Genomic DNA, 19377 nt, shown 5'->3' with positions numbered 1-19377 from the left:
AGGCGCTTTTTTATAAACTGTCCGTAAATGGGGGTACAGTTCATAATGGCAGCCTGTTTTTAGTTTAGCTTATTCTTATCCTGCTCAAGCAAATGCTTGTATTTAGGATTATTGGCAACAAATTCATGGAGCCTGCTGCCATAGTTATCTATCCATTGTCTTACAATTCTTTCTGTCAATTCAGCACCTTTGTATTCCCTTCCAGCTTTGGCATATGTTGCTTCGAAATCTTCCCAGAGCAGCTCAATCCATGTCCGGGCCTGACTTGCTGAAAGCATGTTATTCTTTTCCAATAAAAGCTCATAAAGTTTTTGCTGGTACTCATTCATAAAAATCACCTCTTTTCCATTTATTAATTCCCTTAATCCTTCATAGCCTTCCGTAAAATACAGATAATAGTATTACGTGATTGGCTAAATGCCGGTCACGCTCTTATTCCGGTTTAGGAGGCTTGTTATGCGCAATAAAGCGAGAAATTTCCCAAATCAGAACAATATTAAATTGGAGGGTGAGCCACGGGCAAAAGCGGAGTATGCTTCACGCCGGGCTGACGGCACGATTAACACACACCCTCAGGAACGAATGAAAGCTTCATCAAACCGTGAAAGTGACACACCTGAATTTTAAAATACAGGGAGGCTTGGTTATGGGAAACAGCAAAAACTTTTTTGGAGATAATCCTTATTCCAGTCCATTTACTTCACCGCACTTCAGGCCAAAGCGTGCACATTCACAAGTAAATGGCGAGACCCAGCAAACTCAAGACCTCATTATTTTAAAACGGCAGATTCGCAAAAACTCTTAAAGTGATACTTCAATCAGCGGGGGCTTTTCCCCCTCTGATTGTTTCTTACTGCCTTTTAGGTCATTCTTTTTTCTCTAATTTTTTTAGCATGGAAATGGGCAGAGCCTCTTCACCTTTGCTTCCATTCAGCCGGAATCCCCAGGCAAATACACCATTCATGTAGTCAATCTTAAAGTAAACTCCCGGATCTCCGTCGATTTCATAAATTTCTCCGGGAAGAAAATCATCAGGGTTAAGCAGGTAGGATTTCGCCATTATGACTTTGCGTTCAAGCACGGCATACTCATTTACCATTCCCATCTGTTCCGCTTTCCTTGCTTTTTCATTTAAGCCGGCAATTTCCTGCTGAAGTTCATACGTAGTCATTGTACTGTATCTTTTTTCCTGCATATTAACATCCTCTTACTTTCTTCAGATAGTTACATTTACTGTTAAGGCTTCCATAGCTAAGTATATGAGAAATTGCCTGTTAAGAAAAGGCTCCTGCTTTTTGTTTTGATGCCTAATCGCATGTATTGGACTTTTTTGCTAAGATGGTGATTATAAGACGTTTCAAAGGAGGATTCAGATGAAGTCAGTCATCATTACCGGCGCGGGGTCGGGTTTAGGAAAAGAGCTTGCTTTATTATTTGCAAACCAGGGATTCCATACTATTTTAACAGGCAGGACAATGGACAAGCTGCAGAGCGTGGAACAGGAAATTCATGAAGCCGGGGGAAGCGCTCAATCCTACACAGTAGATATCACACAAACCAAAGAGATCAGCAAATTGATGACGCAAATCCAAAATCATGAACTCTATGGCCTGATAAACAATGCCGGAGTTGGGCATTTCGGGCCTTTTAACAGCCTTTCAGAGCAAAACATTCAGGAAATGTTCGACACTAACACGCTGGGCACCATTTATATGACACAGGCCGTTCTGCCCTTTTTAAAAGAAAAAAACGAAGGCCTGCTAATGAATATCATTTCGACTGCGGGCTTAAAAGGAAAAGTAAATGAATCCGTGTATGTGGCAAGCAAATTCGCTGTAAGAGGCTTTACTGAGAGCCTTCAGAAGGAACTGGAGAATACAACTATTAAAGTTAAAGCGGTTTATATGGGCGGCATGGACACCCCTTTCTGGGATGAAAGCGACCATATCAAGGACAAATCGAGACTTCGTTCGCCTAAAGAAGTGGCAGCAATGATTCTTGATCATATGGAAGAAGATTCAATTATCATCGAGTCTAAAAAATAACACATGGGCTTCCATGTGTTATTCTTCATCATTTAAAACTTGCTCTATCAGGTCAAAAGAAAAACCTTTTCTGAATAAGATCTGCTTCATTTTCTGGTTGTATTCAAACTCAGGAAGGCTCGCATATTTCTTCCTCGCTTTTTCCGCCTGAAACCTCAGGGCAGCCAGTTCTTCATCCTCTTCTTTATCAATCTCCGTTTCAGCTGCGGCTTCTTGAATGATGTCGAAATTAAAGCCTTTGCGCATTAACATCTGTTCCAGCTTTTGTTTAAGGATTTTTGATGAATCACGTGCATATTTCTTTGAATACTTTTCACAAAGCCTTATGGCGGCAGATAATTCAGCCTCCCTTGGATATTCCTCCAATGCCTGTTCGATTAATTGGGGAGAAATCCCTTTCTCCTTTAGTTCTGTGCGGATCAGACCTTTCCCTTTATCTGATGTGTTCATTTGTGTACGCACAAAAGCTGCTGCAAATTCTTCATCGTTTAAAAAATGGTAATCATACAATTTGTGGATAACTTCCTGAATAACCGGTTCTTCAACTTCTTTTTCAGCTAAATGTTTGCGGACTTCGGTTTCTGAGCGCATTCTTCTGGATAAATAATGAATAGCCCTGTTATAGGCTTTCCGGATATCATCCTGGTAGCCAATTTCATTTAAAGAGAATTCATCAAGTTCCATTCCTTTTTTGAGCTGATGCTTAATTAAAACATCTTCATCCACACTAAATGCATATTCTTCACCTTTCCCATAATCCATATATATATTGTAGCGGTCTGTGTTTTTTTTCTGAACAGTGATTTTCGTAATAGTCGGCATTTTCTCCACCTCTTATCTTAAATGTAACACATCCAAAAAAGGATTTTGAAAGAAAACGTCGTAAAATGTACCAAAGTAGATGACACTTGAAAGGGGAATCACCCATGAGAATAGCTATCGCCGGCGGAACTGGTTTTGTTGGAAGCGCCTTAGTAAAAAAATTACTGGAGAAAAAACATGAACTATTTATTCTTACAAGAAATACAGCTGATAAACGCCCATCTAAAAATTTGAATTATGTACAATGGCTGAACGATGATAACTCACCTGAGGATGCTCTGGAAGGCATTGACGTGTTTATCAACCTGGCTGGTGAGTCCATTAACAGCGGAAGATGGACAGATGAACGTAAAAAGCGTATATTAAACAGCCGCATTACAGCCACAATGGAAGTTCTCCGCATCATTAGCCGCCTTGAAGAAAAGCCGTATACATTAATCAATGCCAGTGCGGTCGGTTACTATGGCACATCCCGGAATGAAACCTTTACTGAAGCCACCAGGAAAAGCGGCACTGATTTTTTAGCTGAAACCGTAAGACGCTGGGAAGAAGAGGCCTCCAAAGCAGAAGAATTTGAAGTGCGGACCGTTTTCTGCAGGTTTGGAATCATCCTTGAAAAGAACGATGGTGCCCTTCCGCGAATGGCCCTTCCCTACAAATTATTTGCCGGAGGGCCTGTTGGAACAGGTGATCAATGGGTTTCCTGGATTCATTTAGATGATGTTGTAAACGGAATCCTTTTTTGCATTGAACATGAGCAGCTTCAGGGTCCCGTTAACTTTACATCTCCAAATCCCCTGACAATGAAACAATTTGGAAAAACACTCGGTGAAGTCCTTAATCGTCCCCACTGGATGCCCGCTCCCGGTTTTGCACTAAAAATAGCTCTCGGGGAGATGAGCACCCTGGTATTAGAGGGGCAAAAAGTGCTTCCCGCCAAATTGCAGGCATTCGGCTATGACTTCTTATATCCGGATTTAAGGTCAGCTCTCAGGAATATTTATCAATGAAATTTGTATCTTTTATGTCAAATAAGGGAAAAATATGGGAAGTGTGTACCCTTATTCTGAAAGGATGATGCAAAGTGGATAAAAAGAAAAAAGACAAATCCAAAAGCACTTTATCAAGCATGCAGGAAGTAACTTATTCAAGAGAATTCAAACGGGCTGACAAAGCTGGCGGATTTGCAGGCAGACAGTCTAAACATTAATTTCCACTCATACCGCCCTGACCTATGGTACATGATAAAGGTACGGAAACACCTGAGTTTCCGTACCTTTATTGCTGAAAGGGGTTATTTGCAATGGGCCGTGCACATGGACATAAAACTCGTGATAAAAACAAAGCATCACTTCCACAAGTACCGAAAAACATGAAATCTGACGGCATTGACGTAGAATTTAACCGCGAACTCGCCGATCACGAAGATCTCGAGGCAATGGCACGTTCCAAGGCTGCCGATCAGCGGGCAAAAAGCAGGCAAAAACGCTAAGCCAAAGAGTAAAAAAGAAGCAGGACCATCAGGTTCCTGCTTCTTCATTTTTCAGCTTAATGGGTGTGTGCTTCTCTTTTGTCTATGTGGTGACCGCCTTTCATCTTTGTCTTAATATAGGGATAAGCGAATCTGTCAATTCCCCAGTAGTAAGCACCTGCGCCTGTAAATAGAAGAATGATTGCTGCTGTATACAGAATTGGGTTAGTGCTTGTTGTTCCTGCTAATAAGAAGTTTAGATTCATGAAAGCTGCTGCAATCAAAGCCGGAATGGTCGCGGCTCCAAGGATAAGTCCAATCCCGACAAGAACTTCGCCCCATGCCACTAAAGTGCTGAATAAATCCGCGTTTGGCAGTGCTACATTTTCAAGGAATCCCGCATACCAGCCCTGTACTGCAGGATGATCGCCAGCGGCTTTGGCAATAGCCCCCTGCATGAATCCGCCTGCATCAAATCCGTCTGCTACCTTATGCCATCCTGCTTCAAGCCATTGTATACCAAGCCAGACCCTTAATACTGTCCACACAACTGCTGCCTGAGGAGTTTTCCACCATTTCATCATAATCATCTCCGTGTTATTATTGTGAATAATTTCACATAAAATTTTAAATTTTTTTCCCGCTTGGGGATTAAAAAGCCGGCCAGCTCTTAGGAGGAAAGGATACTGTAGTGAAGTATTTTTAAATCCATTTGTGAAATCCTTCACTAACTTTCCTCACTTATAATATACTCCATCCCTCCCCTTTTCGCAATACACTTCACCAATTCTTCACAATTATTGGGCCATCATAAAACAGGCTGTTTTCATCCTCCCAAAGCGGGAATAGTAAGAGAGGACTGTGTAAATTTATTGCTGTAATAAAGGAGGACCTTTGACATATGCTTGAAAACTTACTGAAAGATCTCATTTCCATTGACAGCTCTTCAAAGGAGGGAGCAAACCAGGCCATTGAATATTGCCATCAATGGCTGTCAGGACATGATCTCCCTTCCAGAATCATCGAAAATAATGGCTATAAAATGGCTGTCTGTGAAATCGGAAGCGGTGATCAGACCATTATTTTTAACGGACATGTGGATGTTGTCTCAGGAAAGGATGAACAGTTCATTCCTGTAGAAGTCCGCGATAAGATTTATGGACGTGGAGCCGCGGATATGAAAGCCGGTGTTGCCGCCATGATGTGCGCAGTAAAAGAGCTCAAAAATATGCCCTTAGGCGTAAAAATACAGATTCAAATTGTTTCAGATGAAGAAATCGGCGGCTTTAATTGTTCCGGGTATTTAGCAGAACAGGGATATCGCGGCGATTTTGTCATTTGCTCTGAACCCACTCAGCTTGGAATTGCGCTCGAAGCAAAAGGCGTTATCAGGCTGGACATCGAGATAGAAGGAGATCCGGCCCACGGGAGCCGTCCATGGGAAGGAGTCAATGCTATCGAAAAGGCTTTTGAAGTACATCAAAAACTATTAAAATTGCCTTTTGCAAAGGAATCATCTGAATTCTACCCATACCCTTCAATTAATCTTGCAAAAATAACCGGAGGGGATGTTTATAATAAGGTGCCTGAAAAATGTGTAATGTCGTATGATATCCGCTATTTGCCGCAGCAGAACCATGAAGAAATCATCAAACAAATTGAAAATATCACAGATGGGGAAATTATCATGAATATGTTTTCAAAGCCGCTTGTGACAGCCAGAGATAACCCTTTCATCCTCATGCTCGAACCCATTGTGGAAAAGCACACAGAAGATAAAGCTGTTTTCTTTGGACAGCATGGTTCTGCGGATACTGTGTTCTTTGCCAATTACGGGATTCCTGCCATCGAATTTGGCCCAACCGGCATGAACTGGCACGGAGATAAGGAATACGTTCTGCCGCATTCCATCCATTTATATGAAAGAATGCTTATCGACTTTGCTATGAAATTTTCAAATTAGATGGCTTTTTTAATGCTGATAGTCTCCCGATATGTAAAAATCAGAATATATGATAAAAGGGGGATTCCACAGAAATGAGCTCTATTAGTTTATTAAAAAAATCAGCAGGCATTGTACTGGAAAAAAAGAATCTGACAAATGTCACTGCCAGAGTAGGTTTGGTGCTGGACATTTCCGGCTCCATGCGCAAGTTATATAAAAATGGGACCGTCCAGAGGGTTGTGGAGAGAATCTTAGCAGTTGCCAGTCAATTTGATGATGATGGTGCATTGGATGTCTGGGTCTATGATAATGAATTTTCCAGGCTGAAGCCGGTAACCGAACATGATTTTGAAGGATATGTGGATCAGTATATTTTAAATAATGATCTGATACACAAATTCGGAAGAAATGATGAACCTCCGGTAATGGAGGATGTCATTCAGAAATATACCTCCGAAGATCCGAGCAAAGATCCTGCGTTCATTGTTTTCATCAATGATGGCGGCTGCAAAAGAACCATCAAAAAACCCGTTGTTTCATCATCCGATAAACCATTGTTCTGGCAGTTTGTCGGGATAGGCGATTCAAACTTTGAAGTATTGGAAAAGCTGGATGAAATGGATGGCCGCTATATTGATAACGCAAATTTTTTCCACATAAAAGATGTAGAGGCCATTTCTGATAATGAACTATATGACCTCCTGCTCAACGAATTCCCGGACTGGCTAAAAGAAGCAAAAGAAAAAAATGTCATTTAATAGATTAGCGAAAAGGCGGATCTGATCGTTATCAAGTCCGCCTTTTGTTTTGGAATAATCTTTGACTTCATGCATTTGCCCCAGCTGCCGCTTTACCATGCAGCCGGTAATAAAAGCCCTCCTGTTCAAGCAGTGATTCATGTGTTCCTTCTTCAATAATCCTGCCCTCTTCCAGAACAAAAATCTTATCCGCATTTTGAATTGTGTTCAAACGGTGGGCAATGACAAAGCTGGTCCTTCCTTTCATCAGCTCCTGAAGGGCATCCTGAATTTTAAGCTCTGTCACTGTATCAATGCTGCTTGTGGCTTCATCCAGAATTAATATGTCCGGGTTGGCCAGAAATGCACGTGCAATGGAAAGAAGCTGCTTTTGCCCCTGACTGATGCCATTTCCGTCCTGACTCAGCACTGTATCATACTGCTGAGGAAGTTTCATGATAAATGAATGGGCATTGGCAAGCTTAGCCGCCTCCATCACTTCTTCATCTGAAGCTTCCAGCCTGCCGTAGCGGATATTTTCGCGCACAGTGCCGCGGAATAGAAATGAATCCTGCAGGACAAATCCCATATGCTTCCTCAGGCTTTCTTTTTTTACATTAGCGATATCCTCACCATCAATTAAAATACGGCCTGTGTCCCGTTCATAAAAGCGGGAGAGCAGATTGATCATGGTTGTCTTTCCTGCACCTGTCGGACCAACGAAAGCTGCGGTCTGGCCTGCTTTGACATGGAGGTTTACGTTTCTTACCGTATTTCCGTCTTCATCATACGAAAAAGAAACATCCTGAAATTCAACCTCTCCTTTCACTTCTACAAGCTCTTTCAGCTGCTCTTCATTTCGGAATTCCTCATCCTCATCCATGATGTCAAATACCCGCTCTGCTCCTGCAAGCGCAGATAGAAGGGTGTTAAATTGGTTTGCCAGGTCATTAAGCGGACGTGTGAATTGGCGGGAATACTCCGTGAACACGACAATCACACCGATTGAGATCATCCCATTCAGGGCAAAAATGCCCCCTGCCCCTGCGATAACAGCAAAGCTCAGGTTGTTCAGGACATTCATCAGTTTTGGGATAAACCCGGAATAAGTTTGAGCCCAAAACCCTGCCAGCTTAAGTTTTTCCCCTTTTTCCCGGAACTCGGCCATCACTTTCTGTTCCTGAGAAAAGGTCTTGATGATCCTCTGTCCGGATATGGTTTCTTCAATAAAACCATTCAGCTCTCCAAGATTCTTCTGCTGCTCTTTGAACAGCCTTCCTGTCCGTGCTGTAATCCATTTCATTCCAAAGAACATCAGCGGCACAATGATCAGGGTAATGAGCGTCAGCAAAGGACTTAGCCAGAGCATAACGGAGACAGTGCCAATTAATGTCAGCAGGCTGGAAAAGACCTGGATCACTGAACTGTTCAGAGTCGAGCTGACATTTTCAATATCGTTTGTGACCCTGCTCATCAGTTCCCCCTGCTGCCGCTTGTCAAAGAACGGAATAGGCAGCCTGTGCAAATGGCCAAAAAGCTTCGTTCTCATCGCAAAAACCGTTTCCTGGGCGATGCCGATCATCCAATAATTCTGAAACCAGAGGGCAAGCGAGTTCATCACATAAATGACTCCAAGCCAGATCAGTAAAGCTATAAATCCATCGCTGTTCTTTGTGACAATATAATCGTCAATAGCCATTCCGACTAAATATGGGCCAAGAAGCCCCATTGCCGAGCTGATGACCACCATTAATAAAACGAGATATAACAATCCCTTATTATAGGCTAAATAGGACCAGATTCTTTTTAGTGTGGCCCCCATGTTTTCAGACTTAGGCTTTTTCCCTTTAGAAAATTCGCCATTCAGCTCAAGACGAATCTTTTTATATTGGAAAGGTTCTTTAACCTGCTTAAGCATAGTTTCTGTTCTCCTCTCCAGACTGGGATTGGAAAATCCGTTTATACAATCCGGATGTTTTAAGAAGATTCTCGTGGTTTCCCTCAGCAAGAAGCACTCCATCCTCAAGCAACAGGATTCTGTCTGCTTCCATTGCTGTACTGATTTTCTGCGTAATAATCATGGTTGTACAGGTATATTGTTTCAATGAACTCAGAAGTTTTGCTTCTGTTTTCATATCCAGTGCACTTGTGCTGTCATCAAGAAGAAGGATTTTAGGCTTTCTTACAAGCGCCCGGGCAATGGAAAGACGCTGTTTTTGCCCGCCGGATAAGTTAACACCCTTTTGCCCCACTCTTGTTTCATACCCCTGCGGAAGCTTCATGATTGTGTCATGTATTTGCGCATTGACAGCTGCCTCAGTGATTTCCTCCATCGCTGCATGTTCTTTGCCCCAGGAAATATTCTCTTTCACACTGCCAGTAAAGAGCAGAGCTTCCTGAGGGACAAAACCGATTTTCCTGCGGAGGTTCTCCATTTTCAATTCCCTGACATCCCGCCCGTCAATTTCAACCTTCCCGCCGGTCACATCATAAAGGCGGGGGATCAGCTGGAATAAAGAGGTCTTTCCGGAGCCTGTTGCACCCAATATCGCCACTGTTTCCCCGGGTTGGATGGTAAAGCTGATGCCATCGAGTACCTTCTCTGAAGTGCCGGGATATTTAAAAGATACATCTTTAAAGTGAATTTCCCCCCGGCTCACTGTTAAGTCCTTAAGGTCATGAGATTCTGAGCGGTCAGTCAAATCCACTTCAGTGTCCAATACCTCTGTTACGCGGTTTGCAGAAGCCCTCGCTCTTGAAAATGCCATAATAATCCAGGAGAAAATGGAGAAGGCAGCTGTTATTCTGGTTGCATAGTTCACAATCGCAACTACCTCGCCGACCTTTACATCACCTGCATTTACCTGAATGCTGCCAAACCAAAGGACTCCAAGAATACTAAGATTCATAATGAAAAGCAGAACAGGCATGGTCACTTCCATCAGACGCAATGCTTTAACAGTTCCATCTCTGAGATCCTCATTTGTGAGCGTAAAGCGTTTCACTTCATGATTTCTGCGGACAAACGCTTTAATCAGCCGGATTCCCGTCAGGTTCTCCTGCATGACGCTATTTACAGAATCGAGCTTTTCCTGGACTTCCTTAAAAAGCGTGCCGCCTTTTCCCATGACCCAAAACAGAAATAGAAAAAGGAATGGAGCCACAGCTGATAAAATAAGAGCAAGCTTCACATCTACCACAAAAGCCATAATAAGTCCGCCGATGATTAAGAGAGGCGCCCGCATCATGATTCGAAGGCTCATAAAAACAGTATTCTGAAGCTGCGTAATATCATTCGTCATACGGGTAATTAATGAAGAGGTCGGAAATAGATTAAAGTTGGCAAAGGAGAAGGATTGCACCTTGTCATATAAGCTTTTCCTTACATCAAAACCAAAGCTCTGGCTGACATGTGCAGCATAAAAGGAATTAATGACTCCAGCCGCAAAAGCCGCAAACGAAGCAGCCAGCATGATCCCTCCCCACTTCAGGATTTCCTGAAGATCATTCTGCAGAATGCCTTCATCTATGATCTTTGCCATTAATAATGGCTGAATAAGCTCAACAGCAAGCTCAGTCAGCATTAATGACAGAGCTATAGCCACCGCTATCCGGTAAGGCTTAAGAAATGATAAAACTTTCGCCATTTATAGTCCCCCAAGCTGTAATTGCAGTTAATATATGTATAATCATACTCCTAAAATCCTTCGACAAACTAAATAATCCTATCCATATCATAATCCTTTTTACAAAATTTTTAAATAATTCCATTGAAAAAACCTAAAAAACGCCTGAATCAGGCGTCTATTCCATCTTATATTTTGGGGCAATCAGTTCAATCCTGTTTGTCCAGATGCCTCCTGAATAGCCATCAGGGAGCCGTTCCAGGTCTTTAGGTCTGTCAAAGCCTTCCGACCAGCTCCCGTCCCCTGCAACTACTATAACTCTTGTTCCTGCTTCATCCATTCGGTTTAAGAACTTATTTGGCCAGCCCCACATCAGCTTTGTATACGATTCAGGAATATGAACCTGTGTGTTTTTGCAGGCATTGGGAACATAACCTGTCCATCCCGCGCCTATATATGGCAGGAGGCAATCTTTCAGTGTGGCCTTAGACATAACCCGGATCCCGGGCATTTCTTCCTTCAGTGCAGCAATTGGTCTGTCCCCTCCATATACAGATATGTTCTCCAATCTGCCTGCCGGAAACAAGGACAGGTATTCAGCAAGCTTTACTCCTTCCTCGGAGTCATTGCTTTTAATATGGATTAAGAGATCTCCTTCCGGAAACTCTTTCATGACTTCATCCAGACTTGGCATCATTCCGATCCCTTTACCGCGAAAAGGATGGGTTTTTCCATGATCGGCTGTATAGCCGTATCCAATGTCCAGCTTTTTTAATTCCTCCATTGTATAATCTCTGGTATTTCCCTTTACATTTGTCCGGCATTCCAGCGTCCAGTCATGGAACACCGCAAATTGTCCATCCTTTGTAAGCTGGATATCCAGTTCGACTACATCGGCACCTTCCTCAAAAGCTGCTTCCATGGAAGGAATCGTATTCTCAAGAAAGGAATGCTCCGGCTCGTAAATTCTTTCAGCCGTACACGTCTCCCCTGTGATCCCTTCCATATGAAAGGTCTGTGCCATTCCTCTATGGGCGAGCAGCAGCGGCTTATCGTTTCTTTCTTTCGTAAGCAGTGAGCTGTTGTTTAAAAATATGAATACACCGAGAATTAATAAAGTTATGATTAGCCGTTTTAAGGTATTCTTTCTCTTATTCATTTGTCCTCCGGTTTTTGCGCGTTGATTTCCGTTATTATCATAATGCATTAGGTAAAAAGATAAAAGGCCAAATCAAAAGATTCGGCCTTTTATCATTAGCTTGATTTGCGCCCCAGATAGGCTTCCATGATACGAGGATCATTCAGAAGCTTCTGTGAGCTTCCCTCAGCAACCATTTTTCCTGTTTCGAGGACATACCCATAATGTGATATTTTCAGTGCCTGCCTTGCATTCTGTTCTACCAATAGAACAGTCGTGCCCGCTTCATTAATTTCTTTAATAATTTTAAAGATGTCAGCCACGATCAAAGGGGCCAGTCCCATTGACGGTTCATCAAGAAGAAGCAGCTTTGGTTTGCTGAGGATTGCCCTCGCAATGGCCAGCATCTGCTGCTGTCCGCCGGATAATGTTCCGCCAAGCTGTTTCTGCCGTTCTTCAAGGATGGGGAAACGCTCCATAACGTTCTTAATATCCCTGTCAATTTCATTATCCTTACGGTGGTATGCCCCCATTTCCAGGTTTTCAAGCACTGTCATTCCGGAAAGAATCTGGCGGCCTTCCGGAACAAGGGCAATCCCTTTGCGCAGCAGCTGGTCCGGCCTGAGTCCCGTTACATCCTGCCCCTGAAATTGAATGCTGCCGGCTTGAGGCTTAAGCATTCCGGATATGGTCTTCATGGTCGTTGTCTTCCCTGCACCATTTGCACCAAGGATCGTAACAATACTGCCTTCTTCCACTTCGAGGCTGATGTTTTTAAGAACCTGGATTTTCCCGTAAAAAGCGTTAATCCCATTTACCTTAAGCATACATATCCTCCTCCTCACTGCCGAGATAGGCTTCGATGACATCAGGATTATTCTGGATTTCGGCAGGTGTGCCTTCAGCAATCTTCTTGCCGAAATTAAGGACGGCAATACGGTCGCATAATTTCATGACAAGCGGCATATCATGCTCAATCAGCAGGACTGTGATGCCCTGTTCCTGAATTTTTTTGATGAGGTGAAATAATTCACTTGTTTCTGTTTCGTTCATCCCGGCTGCCGGTTCATCGAGCAGCAGCAATTGGGGGGAGCTTGCCAGCGCACGGGCAATCTCCAGCCTTCTTTGCTGGCCGTATGCGAGGCTGTCTGATACAGTTTCCGCAAACCCGCCCAGCCCTACAAACTCTAATAGTTCATTCGCTTTGCTGCGGATTCTCTCTTCTTCCTGCCTCTGTGATTTTGTCCTGAATACACTGCTGAATACACCTGATTTACTTCGGCAGTGCTCCCCGACCATCACGTTTTCTTCTGCTGTCATCTGCGGAAACAGGCGAATATTCTGGAATGTCCTGCAAATGCCTTTTTTCGTGATCAGATGCGGCTTTAAGCCATTGATATTGTCTTCATTAAAGATGATTTCGCCTGATGAAGGAGTGAACATTGATGTAATCAGATTGAACATCGTTGTCTTCCCGGCGCCATTCGGACCAATCAGTCCAAAGATTTCACCCTGATTTATAGAGAACGAGACATCAGACAGGGCACTCAGCCCGCCAAAGTTTTTAGATGCTTTTTTGACTTGAAGTACCATGCTTTTGCCTCCTCTTTGGTGTTTTAAGCTTGACCCAGTTTAAAATATTTACATCAATTAATCCCTGCGGCCTGACTGCCATCATAATTATAATGATCAGACCGTAAATCATGTAGCGGTATTCGCTGATAAATCGGAGCACTTCCGGCATTACAGTTAAAAAGAGGGCCCCAAACACCGGTCCCCAGATTACTTCGCTTCCCCCGAAAACGGCGAAAATCAGAATCTCAACAGCACGGTGATAGGCAAAATCGGCAGGGCTTATGTACGCAAGAACATGTGCAAACAGTGCACCCGCAAATCCCGCTACCAGGGCCCCCTGTGCAAATGCCAGGACCTTATAATATGTGATATTGATGCCCATTGATTCTGCAGCTTTTTCATCCAGCTTAATCGCGGCGAAAGCCCGTCCTACTCTTGAGCGGTTCTGCCTTCTGAAAAATGCGATGATGCTGATTGTCACCCCTAATAAAATGAGAAAGATAGCAAGAAATACAAACTGGTTATTTTGAAGTCCAAGTATTTTCGGATCAAAGCCAAAGTCTTTTAAAGTATTCAGCAGCTCACGGCCCATATGCGGTATACCTGATAACCCGACAGCTCCCTTTGTCATAGACTCCCAGTTTACAAAAATAACGCGGATAACCTCTCCAAACCCGAGGGTAACAATGGCGAGATAAACACCCTGAAGCCTTAATGTCGGTATCCCGATCAGGATTCCAAATACCCCCGCCAATAAAGTTCCTGCCAGTATCCCCACAATAATGGGAAGGTCAAAATTCAGCGTCAATAGTGCAGATGTATAGGCACCGATCCCCATAAATCCTGCATTAGCGAGGGAAAGCTGTCCAGTTGATAGAGTAATATAAATACTAACCCCTAATATAATGTTGATTAATATAAAAGAAGCTACCTGTAAATAATATGGATTTATTAATTCTGCAAGCATGAATTCACCTTCTTACGCTGAAATTTTTTGGCCAAACAATCCCTGCGGCCTGATGAGAAGTATGATGATAATGGCTGCAAAAGCGATTGCATCCTTGTATCCTGAATCGCCGTAAACAACAACAAAGGTTTCGGCCAGACCAAGGATAAGGCCCCCGGCCATCGCTCCCTTGACATTCCCCATGCCGCCAAGGATGATGATGGCAAGTCCTTTTAGCCCAATAGATAAACCCATCTGCGGCGTTACAGAGTTAAATGCCATCCCGACTAAAATCCCGGCAATTCCACCCATCGCCGATGCGATAATAACCGTCATTGTAATTGTTCTTTTCACATCAACACCAAGGAGGCTTGCCGTTTCCAGATTTTCAGCAGTTGCTCTTAAGGCTTTTCCTGCTTTTGTTTTTCCCAACCAAAAAGAAAGGGCGTACATGAGCAGGACAGATATCACAAAGATGACAATCTGCACAAGATACACAGTTATTGAACCGATCTGGAAGCTTATTTCCGCAAAAGAAGCACGGAAAGGATGGTTGCCCGGGCCAAAAATATGGTGGGACAGGTTTTCCAGCAGTATTGATACACCAATGGTGCTGATCAATGGAGCCAGATGGGATACCCCCTGTTTATTCCGAAGCGGTCTCAGGGCAAATCGTTCAAGCAAATATCCCATTGCAGCAGTTACCGTAATCGCTGCCAGAAAGGCCAGCCAAAGCGGCCCTTTAAATGTGGAAGTGACAACAACACCAATGAAGGCTCCGAACATAAAAATTTCTCCGTGTGCCATATTGATAATCCCAAGCACCCCGAAAACCAATGTAAACCCAAGTGCAACGATGGCATAAATGCTGCCAAGGGTAATTCCGTTTATTAATTGTTCGATTAACACGGCATTCACCTGCTTACTAGTAATTTTCTTAAAAGTAAGCTCTGGCACTGAAGGCGCCAGAGCTTCACTTTCACAGCTTTTTAATTAAATTCCTTAAATGCTCCGCCTTCAATAACCAGAACGGTCGGATCCATTACGACATCTCCTTCTTCATCAAAAGAGAACTCTCCAAGAATTCCATTAAAGCCCTTGACCTCGGCCAAAGCGTCACGAAGTGCATCACGGTCAGCTTCACCCGCATTTTTTAATGCTTCAGCCATAATGTATAGTGCATCGTAAGCCTGGGCTGCAAATTGGTCAGGCTTTTTGCCGTATTCTTCCTCAAACTTACCGACAAATTCCTTGACCTTATCATCTTCTTTTTCACCATACCAGGGAGTTGCCACAATCAGGCCATTTGCTGCATCCCCTGCGATATTGATGACCTCAGGAGAATTAAAGCCGTTTCCTCCGACAAACGGGACATCAATGCCCATTTTCCTTGCCTGATCCATGATGACTGCACCTTCATTGTATAGAGCCGACGCCAGAATAAGGTCTGGCTTTAGACCTTTAATTTTCGTCAATTGTGCATTATAGTCTGATTGTCCTTTTTGGAACGTTTCAATCGTTAAGATTTCAAGTCCCTTCTCTTCTGCTGCTTTTTTCATCGTGTCAAATCCCGATTTTGTAAAAACATCATCATTTCCATATAGAATTGCTACTTTTTTAGCATCATATTTCTCAATGGCTTTATCTAGTGCAGCCGGAATCGCCAATGCTTCAGGCAGCGAGTTGCGGAAGACGTAGTCCCCGATTTGCGGAATCCCCTCTGCCGTTGTTGAAGTTCCCATAATCGGCACTCCATTCAGATCGGCTTCCGGACCAACTACATTCATTTCCGTACTTAATGTAGGTCCGATAATGGCTGTCACATTCTCTGAATTCATTAGCTTTTGTGCTGCTGTCAAGGCCTGATCCTGCTTGCCGGCGGAATCTTCTATAACAAGGTTAATCTCGACTTCACCCTTGCCATTGATTTCTTCCTGTGCGAGCTTTAAGCCATTTGTGATAGCTTCCCCATAAGCTGCACCCGGTCCGCTGATATAAGAAATAACTCCAATATCCGCTTTAACGGCTCCTCCGCTGCTCTCCCCATCCTCATCCCCTGCAGCCTGGTTGCCGCCGCATGCAGAGAGGACAAGCAAACTTGACAATGCTGTAAATTGCGCAAATTTCTTTAACTGCTTTCTCATTTTCTCTAACCCCCGTTTTCAGAAATAAGGTAATATTCAAAACTATATTACTATTTAAATACAAATGCTTGTCATTGTAAACAATAATATGGAAACTTTTCTTACATATTAATTGACAACGGAAAATGGATGCTGCCTTGTACTGAAGCAGATGTTTCATTGTCTGGAAAATGCAGCCTTTCATTGTCTTCTGTCAACAATAGAATTATAGAATCTTTGTTTTTCATGAACATTGTCGTAACTTGTCACAGAATTGTAAGATTAATCTAAAGGTATAACCATTGGAGGTGCTAGTTAAAATGGAAGCGATTACAAGAGACTTTTTTCTATATTTATCAAAAAATAGCTTACTGAATAAAATTGCCCAGAACAGAGGCGGAAGTTTTGCCGCAGGTAAATTAATTGGCGGAGTTGATTTCAAAAGCAGCGTCCGCTTTATCAGAGATCTGAATAACCAGGGACTTTCTGTAACAGTGGACCATTTGGGAGAATTTGTTGATTCTGTTGAAGTGGCTAATGAACGGACAGAGGAATGCATTTCAACCATTGAAATGATCAGCAAAGAAGGACTGGATTCACAGGTTTCCCTAAAAATGACTTCCCTTGGTCTTGATATCGATCATGATCTTGTTGTGAAAAATATGACCAGAATTCTTGATACTGCGGAGAAGCATAAGATTATGGTGACAATTGATATGGAGGATGTACCGCGCTGCCAGGCAACGATCGATTTGTTTAAACAGTTTAAAGAGAAGTACAGCTGTGTTAGCACCGTTCTGCAGGCGTACCTGTACCGGACCGAAAAGGACCTCGAGGATTTGGGGAAATACCAGCCCTTCTTAAGACTGGTAAAAGGCGCATATAAAGAAGCACCTGAGCACGCATTTCCTGAGAAGACAGATGTCGATGAAAACTATAAGAAATTAATAGAACAAAGCCTCTTAAACGGAAACTATACAGCAATAGCTTCCCATGATGATCAGATCATCGAGTACACAAAGAAATTAGCAAAGAAGCATAACATTTCAAACGATAGTTTCGAGTTTCAAATGCTTTATGGCATGAGGAATAAAACACAGCTGGAGCTGGCAAAGCAAGGCTATAAGATGCGGGTCTATGTACCATACGGCATGGATTGGTATGGATATTTCATGAGAAGGCTCGCTGAACGCCCGGCTAATATCGCATTTGCTTTTAAGGGCATTTTCAAAAAATAATATTTTTCTTCCAAAATATTATTTTATAACTATAATAAAAGAAACCATTCTTGATTTCTAGGTAATGAGAAAGCAAACCACTGCTTTCTCATCGCTTATTTTATCTAAATATTTAGTTAAACTAACAAAAAGGAGGCTAACAAAATGGATTATGCATTAATTATATCTATTACCGTGTATATGATTGGAATGCTTTGGATTGGCTATTATGCGTATAAACGGACTTCCAATCTATCAGATTACATGCTCGGAGGAAGAACACTGGGTCCTGCGGTAACCGCTTTAAGTGCGGGTGCTTCCGACATGAGCGGATGGCTTTTGATGGGCCTTCCTGGAGCCATGTATGCCACTGGCCTAAGCGCTTCCTGGATTGTCATCGGCTTGACTCTTGGAGCATGGGCAAACTGGATCTATGTTGCACCAAGGCTTCGCACGTATACTGAGGTAGCCAATGATTCTATCACGATTCCCGGTTATTTAGAAAACCGATTCGGGGATGCTTCCAAAATCCTCCGCCTGATTTCAGGATTAGTTATCTTAATTTTCTTTACCTTTTATGTATCATCAGGCATGGTTTCCGGGGGAGTTTTATTCCAGAGCACTTTCGGGCTGGATTACCACACAGGTTTATGGATCATTACAGGTGTTGTGGTTGCGTATACACTATTTGGAGGATTTCTTGCGGTTAGCTGGACAGACTTTGTTCAGGGTTTGATTATGTTTCTCGCCCTCATTCTTGTACCAATCGTAACCCTTTTCCATGTAGGAGGGTTTGGGCCGGCAATTGATTCTGCCAGAACAATCAATCCAGCTTTCCTTGATATCTTTAAAGGGACAAGTCTATTAGGCATCGTATCCCTTTTTGCATGGGGTCTTGGCTATTTTGGACAGCCTCATATTATCGTCCGATTTATGGCTATCAGTTCTGTTAAAGAAATCAAGAAAGCCACCCGCATTGGGATGGGCTGGATGATTTTCTCGAGTATTGGAGCTATGCTGACTGGATTTGTGGGTATTGCTTATGTGGCTGATACAGGGATTAGCATCGAAGATCCCGAAACGATCTTCATCCTCCTTGGTGAGGTCTTATTCCACCCGATCATCACCGGCTTTTTAATCTCGGCAATTCTCGCAGCTATCATGAGTACCATCTCATCACAGCTGCTTGTCACATCAAGCTCATTAACGGAAGATTTATATAAAACATTCTTCCGCCGTTCAGCTACAGATAAGGAGTTAGTTACAATAGGAAGATTATCTGTATTGCTGGTTTCTGTCATTGCATTGATTATCTCATGGGAGAAAAATGAAACGATTCTGGATCTTGTGGGTTATGCCTGGGCTGGTTTCGGATCTGCTTTCGGACCGCTCATCATTCTCAGCCTATATTGGAAGCGCATGACAAGATGGGGAGCATTAGCCGGAATGATTGTTGGGGCAAGCACTGTCATCATTTGGTCTCAAGCAGGCTTATCAGACTTCCTCTATGAAATGATTCCAGGCTTTGCTGCCAGCTTAATCGCTATCATAGTGGTAAGCCTTCTAACTGCAAAGCCACCTGCAGAAATCGAAAAACAATTTGCTGACTTTGAAAAATCTTTAAAATAACCTAAACTCATTAGGACTGGGCCAAGAAAATGCCCAGTCCTTTTTCTTTCGACAAAATTCGGGTGGTGCCTGTCACTGTTTTTCACTATAATAAGAACAGCAA

22 protein-coding genes are annotated in these 19377 nt (G+C 42.9%); 10 read left to right on the top strand and 12 right to left on the bottom strand.

Annotated features, from left to right (window positions below; translation table 11 throughout):
- Positions 1–59 precede the first annotated feature (59 nt).
- A complete protein-coding gene (locus PBF_RS02355) occupies positions 60–329 on the bottom strand; it encodes a YfhJ family protein (RefSeq protein ID WP_035326565.1) in 270 nt (89 codons plus the stop codon).
- A gap of 127 nt (positions 330–456) precedes the next feature.
- On the opposite strand from PBF_RS02355, the gene PBF_RS02350 reads away from it, so the two are divergent.
- Together PBF_RS02350 and PBF_RS25295 are read left to right on the top strand one after the other, a co-directional pair.
- Entirely contained in the window at positions 457–627 is a 171-nt protein-coding gene (locus tag PBF_RS02350; protein WP_035326564.1) for a small, acid-soluble spore protein K, read from the top strand.
- Between the two features lie 19 nt (positions 628–646).
- The gene (locus tag PBF_RS25295; protein WP_009335831.1) at positions 647–805 is read left to right on the top strand and encodes a YpzG family protein; all 159 of its coding nucleotides are present in this window, start codon (positions 647–649) and stop codon (positions 803–805) included.
- Between the two features lie 60 nt (positions 806–865).
- Here PBF_RS25295 and PBF_RS02345 read toward each other — a convergent pair whose 3' ends face one another.
- Positions 866–1195 (bottom strand): YfhH family protein, encoded by a 330-nt coding sequence (locus tag PBF_RS02345; RefSeq protein WP_035326563.1) that lies wholly within the window; start codon positions 1193–1195, stop codon positions 866–868.
- A 178-nt stretch (positions 1196–1373) separates the two neighbouring features.
- Between PBF_RS02345 and PBF_RS02340 the strand changes: the two genes are divergently transcribed.
- The gene (locus PBF_RS02340; RefSeq protein ID WP_035326562.1) at positions 1374–2045 is read left to right on the top strand and encodes an SDR family NAD(P)-dependent oxidoreductase; all 672 of its coding nucleotides are present in this window, start codon (positions 1374–1376) and stop codon (positions 2043–2045) included.
- An 18-nt stretch (positions 2046–2063) separates the two neighbouring features.
- On the opposite strand, the gene recX is transcribed toward PBF_RS02340, so the two are convergent.
- Complete coding sequence (gene recX, locus PBF_RS02335; RefSeq protein WP_035326561.1) at positions 2064–2867, bottom strand: recombination regulator RecX; 804 nt, start codon at positions 2865–2867, stop codon at positions 2064–2066.
- Between the two features lie 104 nt (positions 2868–2971).
- Here recX and PBF_RS02330 point away from each other — a divergent pair, with 104 nt between their 5' ends.
- From PBF_RS02330 to PBF_RS02325, 3 genes are all read left to right on the top strand, one after another.
- On the top strand, positions 2972–3877 hold the full coding sequence (locus PBF_RS02330; RefSeq protein ID WP_035326560.1) for a TIGR01777 family oxidoreductase: 906 nt from the start codon (positions 2972–2974) through the stop codon (positions 3875–3877).
- Positions 3878–3951: 74 nt separating this feature from the next.
- Positions 3952–4077, top strand: a complete 126-nt coding sequence (locus PBF_RS25290) for a YfhE family protein (RefSeq protein ID WP_081757217.1) — start codon at positions 3952–3954, stop codon at positions 4075–4077.
- 93 nt (positions 4078–4170) lie between these two features.
- Positions 4171–4359 (top strand): YfhD family protein, encoded by a 189-nt coding sequence (locus PBF_RS02325; RefSeq protein ID WP_035326558.1) that lies wholly within the window; start codon positions 4171–4173, stop codon positions 4357–4359.
- A 56-nt stretch (positions 4360–4415) separates the two neighbouring features.
- Here the strand turns inward: PBF_RS02325 and PBF_RS02320 are convergent, their stop codons facing one another.
- On the bottom strand, positions 4416–4919 hold the full coding sequence (locus PBF_RS02320; RefSeq protein ID WP_035326619.1) for a DoxX family protein: 504 nt from the start codon (positions 4917–4919) through the stop codon (positions 4416–4418).
- Between the two features lie 320 nt (positions 4920–5239).
- Here PBF_RS02320 and PBF_RS02315 point away from each other — a divergent pair, with 320 nt between their 5' ends.
- The gene (locus tag PBF_RS02315) at positions 5240–6301 is read left to right on the top strand and encodes a M20 family metallopeptidase (protein WP_035326557.1); all 1062 of its coding nucleotides are present in this window, start codon (positions 5240–5242) and stop codon (positions 6299–6301) included.
- 74 nt (positions 6302–6375) lie between these two features.
- The gene (locus PBF_RS02310) at positions 6376–7041 is read left to right on the top strand and encodes a vWA domain-containing protein (RefSeq protein WP_035326556.1); all 666 of its coding nucleotides are present in this window, start codon (positions 6376–6378) and stop codon (positions 7039–7041) included.
- Positions 7042–7108: 67 nt separating this feature from the next.
- Here the strand turns inward: PBF_RS02310 and PBF_RS02305 are convergent, their stop codons facing one another.
- From PBF_RS02305 to PBF_RS02270, 8 genes are all read right to left on the bottom strand, one after another.
- On the bottom strand, positions 7109–8938 hold the full coding sequence (locus tag PBF_RS02305) for an ABC transporter ATP-binding protein (RefSeq protein WP_035326555.1): 1830 nt from the start codon (positions 8936–8938) through the stop codon (positions 7109–7111).
- Positions 8931–10667, bottom strand: coding sequence for an ABC transporter ATP-binding protein (locus PBF_RS02300; RefSeq protein WP_035326554.1), 1737 nt, complete (start codon positions 10665–10667; stop codon positions 8931–8933). The genes PBF_RS02305 and PBF_RS02300 overlap by 8 nt, the downstream gene beginning before the upstream one ends.
- Before the next feature lie 157 nt (positions 10668–10824).
- Complete coding sequence (locus PBF_RS02295; RefSeq protein ID WP_035326553.1) at positions 10825–11805, bottom strand: glycerophosphodiester phosphodiesterase family protein; 981 nt, start codon at positions 11803–11805, stop codon at positions 10825–10827.
- Between the two features lie 95 nt (positions 11806–11900).
- Positions 11901–12611, bottom strand: a complete 711-nt coding sequence (locus tag PBF_RS02290) for an ABC transporter ATP-binding protein (protein ID WP_035326552.1) — start codon at positions 12609–12611, stop codon at positions 11901–11903.
- On the bottom strand, positions 12604–13377 hold the full coding sequence (locus tag PBF_RS02285; RefSeq protein WP_035326550.1) for an ABC transporter ATP-binding protein: 774 nt from the start codon (positions 13375–13377) through the stop codon (positions 12604–12606). Before PBF_RS02285 ends, PBF_RS02290 begins: the two co-directional genes overlap by 8 nt.
- The gene (locus PBF_RS02280; RefSeq protein WP_035326549.1) at positions 13349–14326 is read right to left on the bottom strand and encodes a branched-chain amino acid ABC transporter permease; all 978 of its coding nucleotides are present in this window, start codon (positions 14324–14326) and stop codon (positions 13349–13351) included. The genes PBF_RS02285 and PBF_RS02280 overlap by 29 nt, the downstream gene beginning before the upstream one ends.
- A gap of 12 nt (positions 14327–14338) precedes the next feature.
- On the bottom strand, positions 14339–15214 hold the full coding sequence (locus PBF_RS02275; protein ID WP_035326548.1) for a branched-chain amino acid ABC transporter permease: 876 nt from the start codon (positions 15212–15214) through the stop codon (positions 14339–14341).
- A gap of 80 nt (positions 15215–15294) precedes the next feature.
- Positions 15295–16449 carry an ABC transporter substrate-binding protein gene (locus PBF_RS02270; RefSeq protein WP_035326547.1) on the bottom strand — a complete coding sequence of 385 codons (1155 nt, stop codon included), beginning with the start codon at positions 16447–16449 and terminating at the stop codon, positions 15295–15297.
- 299 nt (positions 16450–16748) lie between these two features.
- Between PBF_RS02270 and PBF_RS02265 the strand changes: the two genes are divergently transcribed.
- On the top strand, positions 16749–17666 hold the full coding sequence (locus tag PBF_RS02265) for a proline dehydrogenase family protein (protein ID WP_035326546.1): 918 nt from the start codon (positions 16749–16751) through the stop codon (positions 17664–17666).
- Positions 17667–17810: 144 nt separating this feature from the next.
- A complete protein-coding gene (putP, locus tag PBF_RS02260) occupies positions 17811–19274 on the top strand; it encodes a sodium/proline symporter PutP (RefSeq protein WP_035326545.1) in 1464 nt (487 codons plus the stop codon).
- Positions 19275–19377 lie beyond the last annotated feature (103 nt).

It is taken from the genome of Cytobacillus firmus DS1 (assembly GCF_000565285.1).
Lineage (GTDB): Bacteria > Bacillota > Bacilli > Bacillales > Cytobacillaceae > Cytobacillus > Cytobacillus firmus_A.
The sequence above is the reverse complement of the archived record's forward strand: the minus strand, read 5'-3'. Positions and strand labels throughout refer to the sequence as shown.

Coding starts and splice junctions, on each gene's coding strand:
- putP (WP_035326545.1), top strand. CDS start 17,811: ATGGATTATGCATTAATTATATCTATTACCGTGTATATGATTGGAATG.
- PBF_RS02265 (WP_035326546.1), top strand. CDS start 16,749: ATGGAAGCGATTACAAGAGACTTTTTTCTATATTTATCAAAAAATAGC.
- PBF_RS02350 (WP_035326564.1), top strand. CDS start 457: ATGCGCAATAAAGCGAGAAATTTCCCAAATCAGAACAATATTAAATTG.
- PBF_RS02320 (WP_035326619.1), bottom strand. CDS start 4,919: ATGAAATGGTGGAAAACTCCTCAGGCAGCAGTTGTGTGGACAGTATTA.
- PBF_RS02270 (WP_035326547.1), bottom strand. CDS start 16,449: ATGAGAAAGCAGTTAAAGAAATTTGCGCAATTTACAGCATTGTCAAGT.
- PBF_RS02315 (WP_035326557.1), top strand. CDS start 5,240: ATGCTTGAAAACTTACTGAAAGATCTCATTTCCATTGACAGCTCTTCA.
- PBF_RS02340 (WP_035326562.1), top strand. CDS start 1,374: ATGAAGTCAGTCATCATTACCGGCGCGGGGTCGGGTTTAGGAAAAGAG.
- PBF_RS02305 (WP_035326555.1), bottom strand. CDS start 8,938: ATGCTTAAGCAGGTTAAAGAACCTTTCCAATATAAAAAGATTCGTCTT.
- PBF_RS02285 (WP_035326550.1), bottom strand. CDS start 13,377: ATGGTACTTCAAGTCAAAAAAGCATCTAAAAACTTTGGCGGGCTGAGT.
- PBF_RS02355 (WP_035326565.1), bottom strand. CDS start 329: ATGAATGAGTACCAGCAAAAACTTTATGAGCTTTTATTGGAAAAGAAT.
- PBF_RS02280 (WP_035326549.1), bottom strand. CDS start 14,326: ATGCTTGCAGAATTAATAAATCCATATTATTTACAGGTAGCTTCTTTT.
- PBF_RS02325 (WP_035326558.1), top strand. CDS start 4,171: ATGGGCCGTGCACATGGACATAAAACTCGTGATAAAAACAAAGCATCA.
- PBF_RS02290 (WP_035326552.1), bottom strand. CDS start 12,611: ATGCTTAAGGTAAATGGGATTAACGCTTTTTACGGGAAAATCCAGGTT.
- PBF_RS02300 (WP_035326554.1), bottom strand. CDS start 10,667: ATGGCGAAAGTTTTATCATTTCTTAAGCCTTACCGGATAGCGGTGGCT.
- PBF_RS02295 (WP_035326553.1), bottom strand. CDS start 11,805: ATGAATAAGAGAAAGAATACCTTAAAACGGCTAATCATAACTTTATTA.
- PBF_RS25295 (WP_009335831.1), top strand. CDS start 647: ATGGGAAACAGCAAAAACTTTTTTGGAGATAATCCTTATTCCAGTCCA.
- recX (WP_035326561.1), bottom strand. CDS start 2,867: ATGCCGACTATTACGAAAATCACTGTTCAGAAAAAAAACACAGACCGC.
- PBF_RS02310 (WP_035326556.1), top strand. CDS start 6,376: ATGAGCTCTATTAGTTTATTAAAAAAATCAGCAGGCATTGTACTGGAA.
- PBF_RS02345 (WP_035326563.1), bottom strand. CDS start 1,195: ATGCAGGAAAAAAGATACAGTACAATGACTACGTATGAACTTCAGCAG.
- PBF_RS02330 (WP_035326560.1), top strand. CDS start 2,972: ATGAGAATAGCTATCGCCGGCGGAACTGGTTTTGTTGGAAGCGCCTTA.